Source organism: Arthrobacter sp. TE26545 (genome assembly GCF_056279005.1).
On sequence record NZ_JBWBQM010000001.1, the window covers coordinates 2,010,258 to 2,025,990 of the forward strand.

Annotated in this window: 18 protein-coding genes; 8 read left to right on the forward strand and 10 right to left on the reverse strand. The window is 63.8% G+C overall.

Features of this window, described 5'->3' with window-relative positions:
• Positions 1-93: 93 nt before the first annotated feature.
• From ACZ9CK_RS08975 to ACZ9CK_RS08985, 3 genes are all read right to left on the reverse strand, one after another.
• Entirely contained in the window at positions 94-2,277 is a 2,184-nt protein-coding gene (locus tag ACZ9CK_RS08975; RefSeq protein WP_476049787.1) for an ATP-dependent DNA ligase, read from the reverse strand.
• 592 nt (positions 2,278-2,869) lie between these two features.
• A complete protein-coding gene (locus tag ACZ9CK_RS08980; protein WP_476050880.1) occupies positions 2,870-3,196 on the reverse strand; it encodes a winged helix-turn-helix transcriptional regulator in 327 nt (108 codons plus the stop codon).
• Positions 3,197-3,287: 91 nt separating this feature from the next.
• The gene (locus ACZ9CK_RS08985) at positions 3,288-3,680 is read right to left on the reverse strand and encodes a hypothetical protein (protein WP_476049788.1); all 393 of its coding nucleotides are present in this window, start codon (positions 3,678-3,680) and stop codon (positions 3,288-3,290) included.
• A 407-nt stretch (positions 3,681-4,087) separates the two neighbouring features.
• On the opposite strand from ACZ9CK_RS08985, the gene ACZ9CK_RS08990 reads away from it, so the two are divergent.
• Positions 4,088-4,537: a hypothetical protein gene (locus ACZ9CK_RS08990; protein WP_426297654.1), complete on the forward strand. Its 450-nt coding sequence runs from the start codon at positions 4,088-4,090 to the stop codon at positions 4,535-4,537.
• Between the two features lie 45 nt (positions 4,538-4,582).
• Here ACZ9CK_RS08990 and ACZ9CK_RS08995 read toward each other — a convergent pair whose 3' ends face one another.
• Positions 4,583-5,491 (reverse strand): diacylglycerol/lipid kinase family protein, encoded by a 909-nt coding sequence (locus ACZ9CK_RS08995; protein WP_476049789.1) that lies wholly within the window; start codon positions 5,489-5,491, stop codon positions 4,583-4,585.
• Positions 5,488-5,910: a pyridoxamine 5'-phosphate oxidase family protein gene (locus ACZ9CK_RS09000; RefSeq protein WP_426297658.1), complete on the reverse strand. Its 423-nt coding sequence runs from the start codon at positions 5,908-5,910 to the stop codon at positions 5,488-5,490. Before ACZ9CK_RS09000 ends, ACZ9CK_RS08995 begins: the two co-directional genes overlap by 4 nt.
• Before the next feature lie 540 nt (positions 5,911-6,450).
• Here ACZ9CK_RS09000 and ACZ9CK_RS09005 point away from each other — a divergent pair.
• Positions 6,451-6,873, forward strand: a complete 423-nt coding sequence (locus ACZ9CK_RS09005; protein WP_426297660.1) for a hypothetical protein — start codon at positions 6,451-6,453, stop codon at positions 6,871-6,873.
• Positions 6,874-6,969: 96 nt separating this feature from the next.
• On the opposite strand, the gene ACZ9CK_RS09010 is transcribed toward ACZ9CK_RS09005, so the two are convergent.
• The 3 genes from ACZ9CK_RS09010 to ACZ9CK_RS09020 form a co-directional block, all read right to left on the reverse strand.
• Complete coding sequence (locus tag ACZ9CK_RS09010; protein ID WP_426297662.1) at positions 6,970-7,401, reverse strand: VOC family protein; 432 nt, start codon at positions 7,399-7,401, stop codon at positions 6,970-6,972.
• Between the two features lie 70 nt (positions 7,402-7,471).
• On the reverse strand, positions 7,472-7,927 hold the full coding sequence (locus ACZ9CK_RS09015; protein ID WP_476049790.1) for a VOC family protein: 456 nt from the start codon (positions 7,925-7,927) through the stop codon (positions 7,472-7,474).
• An 84-nt stretch (positions 7,928-8,011) separates the two neighbouring features.
• A complete protein-coding gene (locus ACZ9CK_RS09020; protein WP_426297666.1) occupies positions 8,012-8,389 on the reverse strand; it encodes a VOC family protein in 378 nt (125 codons plus the stop codon).
• Positions 8,390-8,495: 106 nt separating this feature from the next.
• Between ACZ9CK_RS09020 and ACZ9CK_RS09025 the strand changes: the two genes are divergently transcribed.
• Positions 8,496-8,891 (forward strand): DUF3054 domain-containing protein, encoded by a 396-nt coding sequence (locus ACZ9CK_RS09025; protein WP_476049791.1) that lies wholly within the window; start codon positions 8,496-8,498, stop codon positions 8,889-8,891.
• 76 nt (positions 8,892-8,967) lie between these two features.
• Positions 8,968-9,249, forward strand: a complete 282-nt coding sequence (locus ACZ9CK_RS09030) for an Lrp/AsnC family transcriptional regulator (RefSeq protein WP_115789157.1) — start codon at positions 8,968-8,970, stop codon at positions 9,247-9,249.
• A 27-nt stretch (positions 9,250-9,276) separates the two neighbouring features.
• Here ACZ9CK_RS09030 and trpD read toward each other — a convergent pair whose 3' ends face one another.
• Positions 9,277-10,335 carry an anthranilate phosphoribosyltransferase gene (trpD, locus tag ACZ9CK_RS09035; RefSeq protein WP_426297671.1) on the reverse strand — a complete coding sequence of 353 codons (1,059 nt, stop codon included), beginning with the start codon at positions 10,333-10,335 and terminating at the stop codon, positions 9,277-9,279.
• A 148-nt stretch (positions 10,336-10,483) separates the two neighbouring features.
• Between trpD and ctaE the strand changes: the two genes are divergently transcribed.
• From ctaE to qcrB, 4 genes are all read left to right on the forward strand, one after another.
• Positions 10,484-11,122 (forward strand): aa3-type cytochrome oxidase subunit III, encoded by a 639-nt coding sequence (gene ctaE / locus ACZ9CK_RS09040; RefSeq protein ID WP_476049792.1) that lies wholly within the window; start codon positions 10,484-10,486, stop codon positions 11,120-11,122.
• An 87-nt stretch (positions 11,123-11,209) separates the two neighbouring features.
• A complete protein-coding gene (gene qcrC / locus ACZ9CK_RS09045; protein ID WP_426297675.1) occupies positions 11,210-11,998 on the forward strand; it encodes a cytochrome bc1 complex diheme cytochrome c subunit in 789 nt (262 codons plus the stop codon).
• A gap of 99 nt (positions 11,999-12,097) precedes the next feature.
• Positions 12,098-13,168: a cytochrome bc1 complex Rieske iron-sulfur subunit gene (qcrA, locus tag ACZ9CK_RS09050; protein WP_426297677.1), complete on the forward strand. Its 1,071-nt coding sequence runs from the start codon at positions 12,098-12,100 to the stop codon at positions 13,166-13,168.
• Positions 13,146-14,816 carry a cytochrome bc1 complex cytochrome b subunit gene (qcrB, locus tag ACZ9CK_RS09055; protein ID WP_476049793.1) on the forward strand — a complete coding sequence of 557 codons (1,671 nt, stop codon included), beginning with the start codon at positions 13,146-13,148 and terminating at the stop codon, positions 14,814-14,816. The genes qcrA and qcrB overlap by 23 nt, the downstream gene beginning before the upstream one ends.
• Positions 14,817-14,919: 103 nt before the next feature.
• Here the strand turns inward: qcrB and ACZ9CK_RS09060 are convergent, their stop codons facing one another.
• Complete coding sequence (locus ACZ9CK_RS09060; protein ID WP_426297681.1) at positions 14,920-15,702, reverse strand: GntR family transcriptional regulator; 783 nt, start codon at positions 15,700-15,702, stop codon at positions 14,920-14,922.
• Between the last annotated feature and the right edge of the window lie 31 nt (positions 15,703-15,733).

Sequence of the window (15,733 nt, forward strand, 5' to 3'; positions counted from 1 at the left end):
GCGGGCGGGAGTAGCTCGTTCCGGTCACGGCGGAACCGGCAAGCGGCTGTTCCGAATCTTCCGGGGGATGCCAACTGCCTCTCCGCGGACGGGCTACGCGGGCCGGTCCCTGGTCAGGACAGAGGAGAGGTCGTAGCTGACGGGTTCCTCGAGCTGGTCATAGGTGCACGACTCCGGCGAGCGGTCCTGGCGCCATCGGACCCATTGCGCGGTGTGGCGGAACCGCTCGCCCTCCATATGGTCGTACTTGACCTCGACGACGCGCTCCGGCCGCAGCGGGGTGAACGAGAGGTCCTTGTTTGCGTTCCAGCGGGAGTGCGCCGCCGCCGTAGGGGTGCGCGGTGCGGACTGGTCGCGGTTGTCCGGCAGCACTTCGGCGGGCTGCGCCCACGCCCAGGGGTGCCCTTCGAACGTGGTCACGAGCGGCTGCAGCTCCTCGAACAGCTCCTTGCGGCGGGCCATGGGAAACGCCCCGATGACGCCCACTGAGTTGAGCCGGCCCTGGGCGTCGTACAGGCCCAGGAGCAGGGATCCGATGGCGTCGGGCTCGTCCTTGTAGAGCCGGTACCCGGCGAGGACGCAGTCGGCCGTCCGCTCGTGCTTGAGTTTGGACATCACCCGCTTGTCCTCGGCGTAGAGCTCACCGAGAGGCTTGGCGATCACGCCGTCCAGGCCGGCGCCCTCGAACGTGCTGAACCACTCCAGCGCGAGGGCGGGGTCCTTGGTCGCCTGAGTGAGGTAGACCGGGGGCTTGGCGTCCTTGAATGCCTCCTCAAGGGCGGCGCGCCGCTCGCGGAACGGGCGCTCCACGTAGTTTGTCTGGCCCAATGCCAGCAGGTCGAAGGCCACGAAGCTCGCCGGCGTTGCGGCGCTCAGCTTTGCGATGCGGGAAGCTGCGGGGTGGATGCGCTGCTGGAGGGCATCGAAGTTGAGCCGGTCGCCGGTGTCCGGGTCCACGAGGACGATTTCGCCGTCGATGACCGAGTGGTCGGGGAGGCTTGCGATGATGGCCTCGACGAGCTCCGGGAAGTAGCGCGTCATGGGCAGGGAATTGCGCGAGCCGATCTCCACCCGTTCGCCGGAGCGCCACACGATCGAGCGGAAGCCGTCCCACTTCGGCTCGTACAGGTACTCGCCGACCGGGAGATTCTTGACCGGCTTGGCCAGCATCGGCCCGTACGGGGGAGCGATCGCGGTTCCCCACCCGGCGTCGCGCTCGGCTTTGGGTGCCGAATAGTCCTCGTCGGCTCGGTCCGCCTTGCGCTTGCTCGGCGGCACCCGCGGCGGCTCGCCGGGCATCTTGGGGTAGTCCGGCGGGAAGTTGAGCTCGCCGAGCCCGCGCTCGAGGTCCGCGTCCCATAAGGCGAGTGCGCCCGAAATGTCCCCCGGTGCGTCGTCGATATCCGCCCACGGGCAGCCACGGGCGGCCACAAGCGCGGGAACCGTCCGGACGGTGAAGTCGCGCGGGTCGGCGTCGGGGAGCTCGTCCCAGGTCAGCGGGGTCGAGACGGGCGCGTGCGGCAGGGGCCGGGGCGAATAGGCGGCGGCGATCGTCCGGTCGCGGTTGGCCTGGTTGAAGTCGACGAAGACCCGCTCTCCGCGCTCCTCCTTCCACCACGAGCTGGTCACGAGGTCCGGCATGCGGCGCTCCAGCTCGCGTGCAATCCCGATGACGGCGTGCCGCACATGAAGGAACTCGTGCGTGGGCCGGATGCGCGCGTAGACGTGGACGCCCCGGTTGCCCGAGGTCTTCGCGTAGGCCGTGAGCCCGGCCTCGGCCATGACCTCGCGCAGCGCGAGCGCGGCGGTGACGGCGTCCCGGAAGTCGCGCCCGGGCTGCGGATCGAGGTCGATCCGCAGCTCGTCCGGGTTGTCCAGATTGGCTGTGCGCACTGGCCAAGGGTGGAAGGTGATCGTTCCCATCTGCGCCGCCCATGCGAGCGCGGCGGCCTCGTCGAACACGAGCTGGTCGTGGCGCCTGTGGGACGGGTAGGTGCACGTCACCGTCCTGAGGTAGGAGGGCGCGCCCCGCGGCGGCCGCTTCGAGAAGAACTCCTCGCCGTCGATCCCTTCGGGGAAGCGCTGCAGAGTCATGGGCCGGTCGCCGTTGAGCCGAAGAAAGGGCGAGGCCACCGAGATCAGGTAGCGGACCAGCTCGCGCTTGGTAAGAGGCTCACGTCCCTCGACGGCGGGCCACAGCACCTTGTCCGGGCTGCTCAGCTTAACCTCCCGCACGCCGTCGGGGCCGTCCACGTGCAGGATCTCAGAATCCGCCATGCACCCAACAGTAGCTGCCACAACGCCGTTGGGGCAGGCCGGCGGATCAAACGGGACTCCCTTTGTCTAGCTTGGCATGCACGGGTCATGAGGTGGGAGTTGTCCGGTTCTCACGACGTCATTCGTTGGTTGGGGCAGCCTTCCAGCGCCCCTGGATGGAGTCTGTTTGACGTCGAGGAGAAGGCCTTTTGGCCCGATGAATAGGGCGAAAAGCCAACTGAACCAGCTGCCGCGTTGCAGGCAACACGGGAATGCATGCAGTTCGTGCCGATGCTGATCCCGATCTACTCACACCGTTTCTTGCCGGGAGCGCCATCGCCGGCGGGAAGTCCGGTGTTTTCTGTCTATCAGACGGACGTGATTTATTGCGGGAGTGACCTTGCTGCCTACGTCGCGGCTGAGTTTTTCCGCCGGCTGAGATGAAATCACCGACGTATCGGGTCGGCTTTTGGTCTGATTTGGCGGAGGGCCGATGGGTTTAGTCTTCTCCTTCCACCAGTTCCACTTAACTGGCATGCGCCGGCATACCTGGGCAAGGAGAAGCCCATCTCGGTAGCTCGGGGAGGAGCGGAACGGATCCCACCGGGCAGCATCAGACGCCGCCGAGCTCCTCGTCGAAGCGGTCCCGTGCCGCCTGGATGTGCGGCATGTTCTGCTCCGCCCACTCCAGCAGCACGTCAACCGGGCGGCGGAGCGTCTTGCCGAGCGGGGTGATCCGGTAGGTGACGGCGATCGGACGCGTCGAGGTCACCTCGCGTTCGACGATGCCGTTGCGTTCCAGCCGCCGGAGCGTCCCGGTGAGCGATTTCTGCGTGACCTCCGGGACGGCGCGGCGGAGCTCGTTGAAGCGGGAAGGCCGTTCGCAGATCGAACATCCGTTGCAGCTTCCTGTAGAAACCTTCGTCCAGAGTTCTCGCAGCTACTTCCACTCCCGCTGCTCAAGTGCCGATAATCAACATTATGTAAAGTAGAGGCGAAATCGGCGCCGCCCCCTTTCCGCCAATCCCCTTCTACCGCGGCACAACGACAACCTGCACCTCGTCTTCATAAATCACAGTTCCAGGGTCGTCCGAGGTAAGCACCTCATATTCAACCTGGTAGCGACGAAGCAGGTCCTCGTAGAACGTGGAATCGGCTAAAAGATGCGTCGCCGTGGCCTTAAACCACGACTGGGCCGTTGGATTGACATCACGATCAAAAACTGAAGGGTCAACAGTCGCAGGATCGGCGTACGCCGCATCCGCACGATCATTCGCGCTTCGCCACGCAACCCAGTCCTCGGCGCTGAGCCGTCCACTTGCGGCCAAACCGTTGGCGAGGGCAAAAATCCCCGGATAAGTACCGCGGCGATTCGGCAGGGCTGCCTGAAACCTAACGTATTTGGGCTGCTCAGGTTCCATCATTGGCCAAGCCTTTCATGAGCACCACGAATACGGGTGGTTTAGTCACGGCTCTCCCCCTCCTATGCACCAGAACCGGCTCTGGTCCGACGAATTGGACCCTCCTGCGCGACAGTGGCGAACCTTGAGCAATTTCAGCCAGCGCCGCCCGAATTTTGCACTGCCGAAGGCGCTGCAAGCATACCCGGGTGGGTCTAGGTCTCTTTCAGCGAAGGGTTGCAGGACTGGTTCCATTGCCATCAAGATCCACCTTCCTCCGGCTGATGGGGACGGCTCCCAGAAGCTGCCATGCGAGGGAGCCGCGCGTCTTCCCAGCGGCCGGCTGACCGTTCGGCGCTGTCTACCCTGCCCGTCCCGGAGATTTGATGGAAATTTACTCCACTCCCCTGAGTGTCGCGGGATACTAGCTTATGAGCATTAATGTGTCCAACCATGGGAAAGCTATGGACGATGCCCCGGAGTCGACGCTGCGACTGATGTCAGTTGTGGCGGTTTCGCGCGAGGCTTATGCACTCGAGCCTCCTCACAGCTACACGGTCTCGGCGGTCTTTTCCCGGCGGGTCAATCCGGCGGAGGCTCGTTCGATACAGGGGCCGGCATCGCACGCGCGGCTGGACGAGGCCGGCTACGGTCACATCAGCCTCGTGATCGATGATCGTCGGCTGGAGATCCTAAACACCAACCTGGCAGAGCTGAAGGCCGGATTGGCATCCGTGCTCGGTTCCTTGATCCGGGAAATCAGCGACCAGACGCGCCTTGAACAAGAGAAGCGGGACGAGGCCGCCCTGATGAAGAGTATGTCGGACGACGCCAGACGGAAGGAGATAGAAGAACAGGCACAGGGGATTTCCTTCGATTAGCCACCCGACGGCGGGGTGTCAGGTCGACCGGCAACTCCCGGCGACCTACCCGAGCGTGGCGAGGGCCTGATGTTTCACTTCCACGACGACGGACGTGTGGGCGTTGACCTGCATGACTTCACCGTCGATTTGTAGCGGGAGTGGATCGACAGTGGTGAACTCGTAGCTACTGACGCTCTCCTGCGGCCCCAGTCCGATGGTAATCGCCCGAAGGGTCATGAGGGCGATGCGCCATCTGCGGGCATGGGGAAGCATGATGACTTCCAACAAGCCGTCATTGGGCTCACCTGTTTCACTGACTTTGCCGTATTTGGCCATGTAGGCGACATTGGCCAACACGAGGCTGTCCAGCTTGGCACGGGCGCCATCGGCTCGCGCGATCTCGAAGGGTTCGAGTGCCCGGAACGTGCGCACCACGGAGACGAGTTCAGATAACCCGCCCTTGGTGCCTCCCTCTATGCCCAGTGCCATAACCGGTGTGAGGCCGAACCCGACATACGAGTGTGCATACCTCGACCAGGCCTCGGCCCGTTCCCCGACCTGCAGCCGTAGAAGGTCAATGCGGCGGACTTTGCCGGCGACGATGGCCTCGATCAATGGCATCCGGCGTGTGCTACGGCGGTGATCGTTTGCGTTGCCAGCGGCCAGCACGGCACAAACGGCGCGGCCTCCGCCGTCCATGGCACCGTTGACTACCTCGTTGTACCCGCCGTCGCCGCTGACCGAAACAATCAATGGTGTCCCCGCAGCAGCGACCTCGCGGGCCAGAGCTCTGCCATGACCGGCGAAAGCAGTCGGCAGCAGGTCTACCGTCATTGCCGGAAGTCTGTAGCCAAGTTCTGTGTGGAGCGCTTTGGCCAAGACGTCCGAATGGTGGGAGCTTGCGGGATTGAATATCAGGACGATGCGGTCAAATGCCGGCGGAATGGAAGGCCCAGACAGGAGAATCCTCACCGCCAAGGTTCTGGTCCGCGGGCAAACCTGCGGCCGCTGATCTGTTGTGGAGTGATTTCGACAAAGATGTACTTGATCGTCGGGATCCAGGAGTGCAGGGGCAACTTCTTCGCCGTCTCGATGTCGACTTCGTGCTGGAGGGCGCGCGCGGTTCCCTTGACGATCACGCTCCAAGCGGCGTTGTCCGTGTACCCGTCGGTCTCCAATGCAACGTTGCGGTTGATCGTAAGGCTTACCAACTTGCTGCCTTGGGCCGTCCTGAAAAGAACCACACCGTCATGCGCCAGATAGTTGATGGGGAAGATTTCCGGCTGGTCCCCCACGCTCACTGCCAACCGGCCAAGTTCCGAGCCGGCTAGCAGGTCCCACGATTCGGCCGCGTCCAGTATGACGACCGGGTTCTCCTGATCGGTGCTCATCGTGATCTCCGTTCTGCCCGCAGCGGCGCAGCCATGACGCGCCCGTTGAATGATGCGGTGGAGTCATTCTCGTCCCATCAGGCACGTCAAGGAAGAGACGGCGAGGATCATCCAGCTTCGGTCGAAAATCGAAGAAGACCCGAAACTTTAAAGAAAGAGCCGCTGAGTCAGCCCATCCTGGTTCGCGCCCCGCCGACAGCCGGAAGCCCCGAGACACCAACACCCGGTCGCGAACAAATAGGGCGTAGACTCAAAGTATGTCGGGAACCCGTGAGAAGAATGATGGATCCCCGAGCAAAGAGCCCGCTTCCTCAGACGCGCCCGTGAAAACCATCGATGTGGCGCCGAGTCACATTCATGAGGACGCTGCGGAAAGCTAGGACAACGAGGGCGGCCGCGGCCGTGCTGCACCCGCAGGACAGTGGGGAAACAGCAAACCTCCAGTAAGGGTCTGTATCCGGACCCACATTTCAGTCACAGCCGTTCCCACGTTTTCGCGGATCCGACAGTGCATCCAAGAGAAACGTTGGCCAAGAAGCCATGACCGCTACCTATTACCAGCCCCTCACCCTCAGTGGTGTCCTCGCCTCTGCCCTGCCCCATGACATCGGCACAGCGAAAGGCTCCACCATCTACACGGTCCCGGCGGCCTTCTCCCGCAGGCCTCAAGCCCGGGAACTGGACCTTCTCCACAGCGCGTCCGTAGCCCGGAGCCTAGCGGAAGCCGGCTACAGCGAAGTCCAACTGCGCGTCTCGGACAGGCGCCTCCTGATCACCAACACCAACCTCGAAGAGCTCAAAGCCGGCCTGGCAGTCCTCGTGGGCAAGATCCTTCGCGATGTCTCCGAACGAGCCTTGCTCGAGCGCACCACCCGCGCGGAAGAACTGGATGCTCTGGCCCTGATCGAGGAACACCGACTCGACGCGGTGAACGCATCGGCCGCAGAAGTCCGCTTCGACTAGCGAGCCGCGCAACCGGCTAGCCAGCATCGGCCGTAAGAACAGTGAGGGGTCCTTGCCTGGAAAACCAGGCAAGGACCCCTCACTGCTGTGGGGGAACTACTCCCCTGCCGGCTGGGCGCCGGCGATGTTCACAAGCCAGGCGATGCCGAACTTGTCGGTACACATTCCGAAGGTATCGCCCCAGGGAGCCGCTTCGAGCGGCATGGCCACCGTGCCGCCGTCGGACAGTTTCTCCCAGTAGCCGCGCAGTTCAGCCTCGTCGCTGCTCTCCCCGCTGAGAGACACCGAGATGTTGTCGCCCGGGTTGTAGGACATGCCGTTTGGCGTGTCGGCGGCCATCAGCACCAGCCCGTTGTCCGAAACAAGCATGGCATGCATGACCTTGTCCGCCTCGGCCGGGTCTTGGCTGGCTTGGAACTCGCCGAAGGTGCTGATCGTCAGCTCCCCGCCGAACACCGACTCATAGAAGGTGATGGCATCCCGGGCGTTGTCGCGGAAGGAAAGGTACGGGTTAAGACGTGTTGCCATTTTCTTTCTTCTCCTCTTTCGCTGTACTGCTGGTTTCGCTGGAACTGCTGGATTCTGGTGCCCGCTGACGTCAGTTTCCGTCGTACGCCCGCTGCAGGACGCCCAAATCGAGTTTCTGCATCTTGAGCATCGCTTCCATGGCCCGCTGGGAGCCTTCGGGGTCAGGACCCGACAGCAGGCCGGGCAGCGCCGTCGGAACCACCTGCCAGGAGAGTCCGAACTTGTCCTTGAGCCAGCCGCACTGGCTCTCCTCTCCGCCGGCGGTCAGGGCATCCCAGTAGCGGTCGACCTCGTCTTGGGAGTCGCAATTGATGATGAAGGAGACCGCCTCGGTGAAGTTGAACTGCGGGCCGCCGTTCAGGCCCAGGAACTCACGGCCTTCAAGCCGGAACTCGACCGTCATGGCTTTGCCGTCCGGGCCGGGCATCGTAGTGCCGATAGAGGAGTCGGGAAAAATCCCCGTGTAGAAGGCCGCGGCTTCCTCGGCTTCGCCGTCGAACCAAAGACAGGTGGAAATCTTCTGCATGACTGTGCGTCCCTCCCATATGCTGATGGCTCTTTGGGCCCCCGATTGAGGCTAGTCCGCGGATACCTCCAGCACAACGATCAGTCAGTCGCCCGCGGCCGGCGTGCGGGATACCAACGCCACGGTGTTGCCTTCGCTGTCTTCGATGAACGCCATCCATTCCTCAGTGCCCGCCGGTCCCAAAGTTGCGTCGGGGTGGGTGAAAATCAGCTGCGGAGGTGCAACGATTTTCACTCCGGCCCCCTCGAGCCTGGAAATCGCCGTATGGAGGTCGGGCTGTTCGAGGTAGAGCAGGGCCGGCGGTGCACCCCGTTCAAGGAGCAGCCGGACGCCGCCGAGGTCGAAGAAGACCAATCCCGACTGCTCGAAGCTGGCAAGGGGCTCGGCGCCAAGCAAACGCGAGTAGAAGGCGGTAGCCCGCTCTAGGTCCACCGCCCGTTGTGCGATCTGGATGACTTTCATGGACCCTCCCGTTCCTGGCCGTCCAGCCCCATCCTGCTCCGGTGGAGAGCAGGCTTCAAGGCCAGGGGGATTCGGAACGGGAATGCCGGCGGGATAAGGTCGGAACATGCCTTCAAGCACTCGAGGATCCCTGCTGCCTGTCTCCGCCGCCGTTATCGATGCCGCCTTGATTCTGCTGTTCGCGGCAATCGGCAGGGACACCCACCAGCGCGGAGAATCCGTGCTGGGGGTCCTGGCAACGGCCTGGCCATTCCTGGCCGGAGCGGCCGCCGGCTGGCTGATTGCCCGCGCCTGGCGCGCTCCGCTGGGAACCTGGCCGGTCGGCGTCGTGATCTGGATCAGTACGGCGGCCGGGGGCGTGCTCCTCCGCCTGGCGAGCGGACACACCGCCGCCGCCGCCTTCATCGTGGTCGCCCTGATCACGCTCGCGGTCTTCCTGCTCGGGTACCGCCTGCTGTGGGTCCTGGTGCTCCGGCTGCGGACCTCCCGCCGCCGGTCCTGAGCCAGGCAGCATGCACTAGGCTTGCTTTCGTCCACTGACGCAGCGGCGGATTGCCGCATGTAGGAAAGGCCCCACAGTGATCACTGCCTTTGTCCTGATCAAGACCGACGCTTCCCGCATTCCGGAAACGGCCGAGGAGATTTCCGCGATTCAGGGCATCAGCGAGGTCTACTCCGTCACCGGAGAGTGGGACCTGATCGCGGTAGCCCGCGTGGCGAAACACGAGGAACTTGCCGACGTCATCGCCGACCGGCTGTCCAAGGTTCCCGCCGTCGTGCACACCACTACGCACATCGCCTTCCGCGCATACTCCCAGCACGACCTCGACGCCGCATTCGCCCTCGGCTTCGAGCAGTAGGTCCTCGGCAGCGCCGGCTTGGAAGGCTCAGCCCTGGCTGAGCCCGATCCAGGTCTGCAGGACGTTCGCGGCCGCGCCGGAATCGATCGACTCGGCAGCCCGCTTGTAGGCGGCGTCCATCCGTTCGACCAGGCTTCCCTCCGCCGTTTCCGCAAAGGCCACCAAGCCGGCCGCGGCATTGAGGAGAACGGCGTCGCGCACTGCGCCCGGCGTCCCGTCCAATACGCTGCGCACGACGGCGGCGTTCGCCTTCGCGTCGCCGCCCTTCAGTTCGTCGATGGTCGAGGCCGGGATGCCCAGCTCGAGCGGCGAGAAGCGCTGTTCCCGGACCCCGCCGTCGCGGATTTCCCAGACTGTGGACGCGCCTGTCGTCGTCAGCTCATCCAGGCCGTCCTCGCCGCGGAACACCAGTCCCCTGCTCCCCCGACGCGCGAGGACGCCCGCAACCAGCGGAGCCATGGAAGCATTCGCGACGCCGACCGCCGATGCCTGCACATGGGCGGGGTTGGTCATGGGGCCGAGGAAGTTGAACGCGGTCGGAATACCTAGCTCCTTGCGCGGTACGGCCGTGTGGCGGAACGAGGGGTGGAACACCTGCGCGAAGCAGAACGTGATGCCGGCTTCCTCCGCGTTGCGGGCAACGCGGTCAATCGGGAGGTCGAGGCGGACGCCGAGGGCCTCCAGCACATCCGCTGAGCCGGAAGACGACGACGCCGCGCGGTTGCCGTGCTTGACGACCCTTGCCCCGGCGCCAGCCGCCACCAGGGCAGCCATTGTGGAGATGTTGACGGTGTTAAGTTGGTCACCACCGGTGCCGACGATGTCCAGCTTCTCGCCCGGGATGGACACCGGGTTCGCGTTCGCGAGCATGGCTTCGACCAGGCCGGTCACTTCCTCGACCGTTTCCCCCTTGGAGCGGAGCGCGACCAGGAATCCCGCGATCTGGGCCGGAGTCGCTTCCCCGGACATGATCGTGTTCATCGCCCACGCCGTGTTCTCCAGGGAGAGATCCTGTTTCCTGATCAGGGCGGAGATAAGGCCTGGCCAGGTGTTGCTTGCCTGCTGCTCGGATGCCGGTGAAGTCACCACTTGATGCTAGCGAGCGAGCCCGGCCGATGACCAATGTGAAACACGGCGGGAACTTTTCCGCGCGATTTCGCGTGTTTGTAGAAAAAGTCCCCCCAAAAGGCGGTTCGCGTTGGGAACTCAGGACTTTTACAGACATAATGTCCTTGTGACATCTGCGACCCATGCCCCCAGTACCCCGGCGCACCCGACGCTGAACCGCCCCAATCTCGTTTCCGTTGGAACGGTTGTTTGGCTGTCCAGTGAGTTGATGTTCTTCGCCGGCCTCTTTGCCATGTACTTCACCCTGCGCTCCACTTCCGGAGAGCTGTGGGCTGAAGAGACCGCCAAGCTCAACTTCCCGTTTGCGCTCGTCAACACCATCGTCCTGGTAGCAAGCTCCTTCACCTGCCAGATGGGTGTCTTCGCTGCGGAACGCCTTGAGCCGCGCCGCCGGGGCGGTGTGTTCCAGTTCACCCGTTGGGGCATGAACGAGTGGTTCGTCCTCACGTTCCTCATGGGTGGTTTCTTCGTTGCCGGCCAGACCACGGAATACGCGATGCTCGTGTCCGAGCACGTTTCGCTGTCTTCCAACGCTTACGGCTCCGCCTTCTACATCACCACCGGCTTCCACGGTCTGCACGTCATCGGCGGCCTCATTGCCTTCCTCTTCATCATCGGCCGCGCATTCGCCGCCAAGAAGTTCGGGCACTTCGAAGCCACGTCGGCAATTGTCACCTCCTACTACTGGCACTTCGTGGACGTTGTGTGGATCGGCCTCTTCCTGGTCATCTACGTCCTCAAGTAGCAAGGCTTGGCTCTTGCCGTCCAAGGGCCTGAACAACAAAGAAGCGGCTCCCGGAGCCGACGCAGGATCGAATTAAGGAACCACCACGTGAAGGCACTCTCGCAGAAGCGACGTCACCCACTGGCAGCCATTGCGCTGCTGCTGATGGGACTCCTCCTCACTGGTGGGCTGTACGCCGTCGCCACGACGGTCAACCAGGCCAAGGCAGAAACGACCACCTTCAGTGCAAGCGACACTGAAGAGGGCAAGAAGCTGTTCGAGGCCAACTGCGCCACCTGCCACGGCATGGGCGCCAGCGGCTCCAAGGACGGCCCCTCGCTGGTCGGTGTTGGTGCTGCTGCGGTTGACTTCCAGGTTGGCACCGGCCGCATGCCCATGCAGATGAACGGCCCCCAGGCCCAGAAGAAGCCGCTGCAGTTCAACGACGATCAGACGCACCAGCTTGCGGCATACGTCGCCTCCCTCGGAGCCGGCCCGGCCATCCCCGAAGAACACTTGCTCGACGAAAAGGGCAACGCCGCCGAGGGTGGCGAGCTGTTCCGGGTCAACTGCGCCATGTGCCACAACGCAGCTGCTGCCGGCGGCGCCCTGACCCGCGGCAAGTTCGCCCCGGCGCTGGCCGACGTGAGCGGCAAGCACATCTACGAAGCCATGGCCACCGGCCCGCAGAACATGCCTGTCTTCAACGACGCGAACATCTCGCCCGAAGGCAAGCGCAACATCGTCACCTTCCTGAAGAAGATCGAAGCCAACGGCTCCCCCGGCGGTGCCGACCTTGGCGCCCTCGGTCCGGTGTCTGAAGGCCTGTTCGTCTGGGTTGCCGGCCTTGGCGTGATCATCGCGTTCACCATCTGGCTGACTTCCCGCTCGTCGTAGGCGGCGCGTCCCGGAATTTCTGCTGCCAGCGCGCAGCAGCTTTGAATTGAAAATCCCCCCGGCATCTGCCGGGACAACGAGAGAAGGATGAGGCGAATTATGGGCAACCATAGTGACGGCAGTCCGAACCACTCGGGCACCGTAGCTACGGCTGGTCAGAATGAAGTGGAGAAGTTCCAGGATCCTGGGCTTCCTCCGCATCGTTTGCGCCTGGCTGACACGGACCCGAAGGCCGCGAAGCGAGCCGAGCGTCAGGTAGCCATTCTGTTTGGCGTCTCAATTGTCGGTACCTTGATCTTCCTTGGCGCGTACTTCGCCATTGATCTCGGTAACGACTCGACGATTGCCACGATCCGCAACCAGAACCTGCTGCTGGGCCTGGGCACCGCCTTCGCGATGCTCGGCATCGGCACCGGCATCGTCCACTGGGCCAAGGCCCTCATGCCGGACCACGAGGTCTCCGAAGAGCGCCACGCGATCCGCACCGAGGAAGACCGCCAGGCCGCTGTGCGCATCGTGGACGACATCGTCGAAGAGACCGGCATCAAGCGCCGCCCGCTGATCCGCAACACCCTTCTGGGTGCGGTCGCCCTGGCTCCCCTGCCGGCGATCGCCGTGTTCGGTGACCTTGGCCCCCGCCCGGACGACAAGCTCGCACACACCATGTGGGCCCCCCAGGAAGGCAAGCTCAAGCGCCTCACCCGCGACCCCGACGGCACTCCGATCAAGGCATCGGATGTCACCATCGGCTCGGCGTTCCACGTGATCCCCGAGGGCCTCAACGAACTCCACGAAGGCAAGCTGAACGAAAAGGCCAAGGCCGTCGTCCTGCTCATGCGCCTGAACCCGGACTCGCTGAAGATCTCCCCCGGCCGCGAAGACTGGAGCTACAACGGCATCGTTGCCTACTCCAAGATCTGCACCCACGTGGGTTGCCCGGTTGCTCTCTACGAGCAGCAGACGCACCACCTGCTGTGCCCCTGCCACCAGTCGACCTTCGACCTGACCCAGGAATGCAAGGTCATCTTCGGCCCGGCCAGCCGCCCGCTCCCCCAGCTGCCCATCGCAGTTGACGCTGAGGGCTACCTTGTCGCCACGAGCGACTTCAAAGAACCTGTAGGACCGAGTTACTGGGAGCGTGACGAGCATGAGCGCCGCATCAACAGCTGAAGCCCCCTTCGTCGCCAAGACCAAAGTTGGCCGCTTTACGGACTTCGTTGACGAGCGCGTCGGCGGCTCCGGAATCCTCCGCGAGTTCGGCCGGAAGGTCTTCCCCGACCACTGGTCCTTCATGTTTGGCGAGGTGGCGCTGTACTCCTTCGTCATCCTCCTGCTGTCGGGCACCTTCCTGACGTTCTTCTTCGACCCGTCCATGGCGGAAACCCATTACCAGGGTTCCTACACGCCGCTGTACAACGTCGAGATGTCCGTGGCATACAACTCCTCGCTGAACATCTCCTTCGACGTCCGCGGCGGCCTGTTCTTCCGCCAGGTCCACCACTGGGCAGCACTGCTCTTCGTGGCTTCCCTCGGTGTCCACATGCTCCGCGTGTTCTTCACCGGCGCTTTCCGCAAGCCGCGTGAAATGAACTGGGTTGTCGGCGGCGTGCTCCTGATCCTGGCCATGGCTGCCGGCTTCACGGGCTACTCCCTCCCCGACGACCTGCTCTCCGGCAACGGCCTGCGCATCATCGATGGCGTCATCAAGTCCATCCCGGTCATCGGTACCTACATCTCGTTCTTCCTCTTCGGTGGCGAGTTCCCGGGCACGGCCATCATCGGCCGCCTGTACGTGCTTCACATCCTGCTGGTTCCGGCACTCATCCTGCTGATGATCGTCATCCACCTGTTCATGGTCGTGGTCCACAAGCACACCCAGTACCCCGGCCCGGGCCGCAACGACGGCAACGTCGTCGGCTACCCTCTGGGCCCGGTTTACGCGGCCAAGGCAGGTGGCTTCTTCTTCATCGTTTTCGGCGTCGTCGCACTGATGGCAGCAGCGTTCACGATCAACCCGATCTGGAACTACGGCCCCTACGACCCCTCTCCGGTGTCTGCCGGTACCCAGCCTGACTGGTACATCGGTTTCGTGGACGGCGCACTGCGCCTCATGCCCGGGGTGGTCAACGACTTCCACTTCGAGTACGTGGTCTTCGGCCACACCCTGACCCTGAACGTCCTGCTTCCGGCCCTGGTGCCGGCGGGCATCATCTTCACGGTCCTGTTCACCTACCCGTGGATCGAACGCTGGATCACCAAGGACAACCGCGAACACCACGTTCTGGACCGTCCGCGCAACGCTCCGACCCGTACGGCCATCGGCGTAGCAGGCTTCACCTGGTACTGCGTGATGTGGGCAGCCGCCGGCTCCGACCTCATCGCCACGCACTTCCACGTGGCCCTGAATGACGTGACCTACTGGCTCCGCGCGCTGTTCTTCATCGGCCCGGTCATCGCCTTCGCGGTGACGAAGCGTGTTGCACTCGCCCTGCAGCGCAAGGACCGCGAGATCGCCCTGCACGGCCGCGAGACCGGACGTATCGTCCGCCTGCCGCACGGTGAGTTCATCGAGGTCCACGCTCCGCTCGACGACTACAAGCAGTACAAGCTGGTCGGCTTCGAGTCCTTGGCCCCGCTCCCGGCCGAACCGAACGAGCACGGTGTTGTAACCCGCAAGGAGAAGCGCCGCGCGGCGCTCTCCAAGTGGTTCTTCGAGGACCGCGTTGCCCCGGCAACGCCCGCCGAAGTGGAAGCCGCGCACGCGCACGGCCACCACGAAGCCATCGAAGGCGCTGGGCAGAAGAGCCTGAGCCACTAAGGCCAAGCATGCATGAAGGAAGGCCCCGTCCAATCGGACGGGGCCTTCCTTGCGTCTTGCGGATTTTCTCGCATCACCGCGGCGGGCAGGAGCGCAGACTCCCCTAGTAGCCCGTGCGCGGTCCCCTGGTGGGCCGCACGCCCGGGCGCTGCAGGGGCACCCAAAGCTTGTAGCGGTCGGCGCGGTAATAGGAAACCGAGTAGTCGACCATGGCTCTGGCCACGAAAGCGTGGCGCTGGATCTTCAGCAGGGGTGAGCCCACATCGACGTTGAGCAGGCGCGCCGTGGAAGGTGAGGCGGCCGTGGCCTCAATCATGTCCTCTCCCCATTCCATGACCAGTCCGTACCTTTCGCTCAGGACGTTGTAGAGCGAAGTGGGCGGGGCTTCGTCCAGGAAGCCCGGGACGCGGTGTGCCGGGATGAAGTTCTCGTCAACGCTCATGGGCTCGTTGTCGGCCAGCAGGAGGCGCCTGAAACGGACCACCGGCGTCCCCTCGTCCAATTGGAGTTCCCGGGCAAGGAAGGCACTGGCGGCAATCTGTTCGAAGCTCAGCACCTTGGCTGCAGGAACCATGCCACGGCGCTGCATTTCCTCGCTGTAGGACGTCAGCTTCACCTGGAGGTCGAGCTTCGGCTTCCGCACGAACGTTCCGAGGCCCACCACCCGTTCGATGATCTCCTCCCCCACCAGCGCGTCGATCGCCTGGCGCACGGTCATGCGTGCCAGCCCGAAACGCTCCGAGAGGTCCCGCTCCGAAGGCAAGGCGGCGCCGGGCCGGCATGAATCCGTGATGAAAGTGCGGAGGATCTCACGCAGCTGGACGTAAATGGGGACGCCGCTCTTGCGGTCGATTTCACCGATGATTTTTGAGGCGTCAACGGACACGGCAGACCCCGGATCCAAAAGCGGGCAGTTC

Coding starts and splice junctions, on each gene's coding strand:
- ACZ9CK_RS08975 (WP_476049787.1), bottom strand. CDS start 2,277: ATGGCGGATTCTGAGATCCTGCACGTGGACGGCCCCGACGGCGTGCGG.
- ACZ9CK_RS08985 (WP_476049788.1), bottom strand. CDS start 3,680: ATGATGGAACCTGAGCAGCCCAAATACGTTAGGTTTCAGGCAGCCCTG.
- ACZ9CK_RS08990 (WP_426297654.1), top strand. CDS start 4,088: ATGAGCATTAATGTGTCCAACCATGGGAAAGCTATGGACGATGCCCCG.
- ACZ9CK_RS09000 (WP_426297658.1), bottom strand. CDS start 5,910: ATGAGCACCGATCAGGAGAACCCGGTCGTCATACTGGACGCGGCCGAA.
- ACZ9CK_RS09005 (WP_426297660.1), top strand. CDS start 6,451: ATGACCGCTACCTATTACCAGCCCCTCACCCTCAGTGGTGTCCTCGCC.
- ACZ9CK_RS09010 (WP_426297662.1), bottom strand. CDS start 7,401: ATGGCAACACGTCTTAACCCGTACCTTTCCTTCCGCGACAACGCCCGG.
- ACZ9CK_RS09015 (WP_476049790.1), bottom strand. CDS start 7,927: ATGCAGAAGATTTCCACCTGTCTTTGGTTCGACGGCGAAGCCGAGGAA.
- ACZ9CK_RS09020 (WP_426297666.1), bottom strand. CDS start 8,389: ATGAAAGTCATCCAGATCGCACAACGGGCGGTGGACCTAGAGCGGGCT.
- ACZ9CK_RS09025 (WP_476049791.1), top strand. CDS start 8,496: ATGCCTTCAAGCACTCGAGGATCCCTGCTGCCTGTCTCCGCCGCCGTT.
- qcrA (WP_426297677.1), top strand. CDS start 12,098: ATGGGCAACCATAGTGACGGCAGTCCGAACCACTCGGGCACCGTAGCT.
- qcrB (WP_476049793.1), top strand. CDS start 13,146: ATGAGCGCCGCATCAACAGCTGAAGCCCCCTTCGTCGCCAAGACCAAA.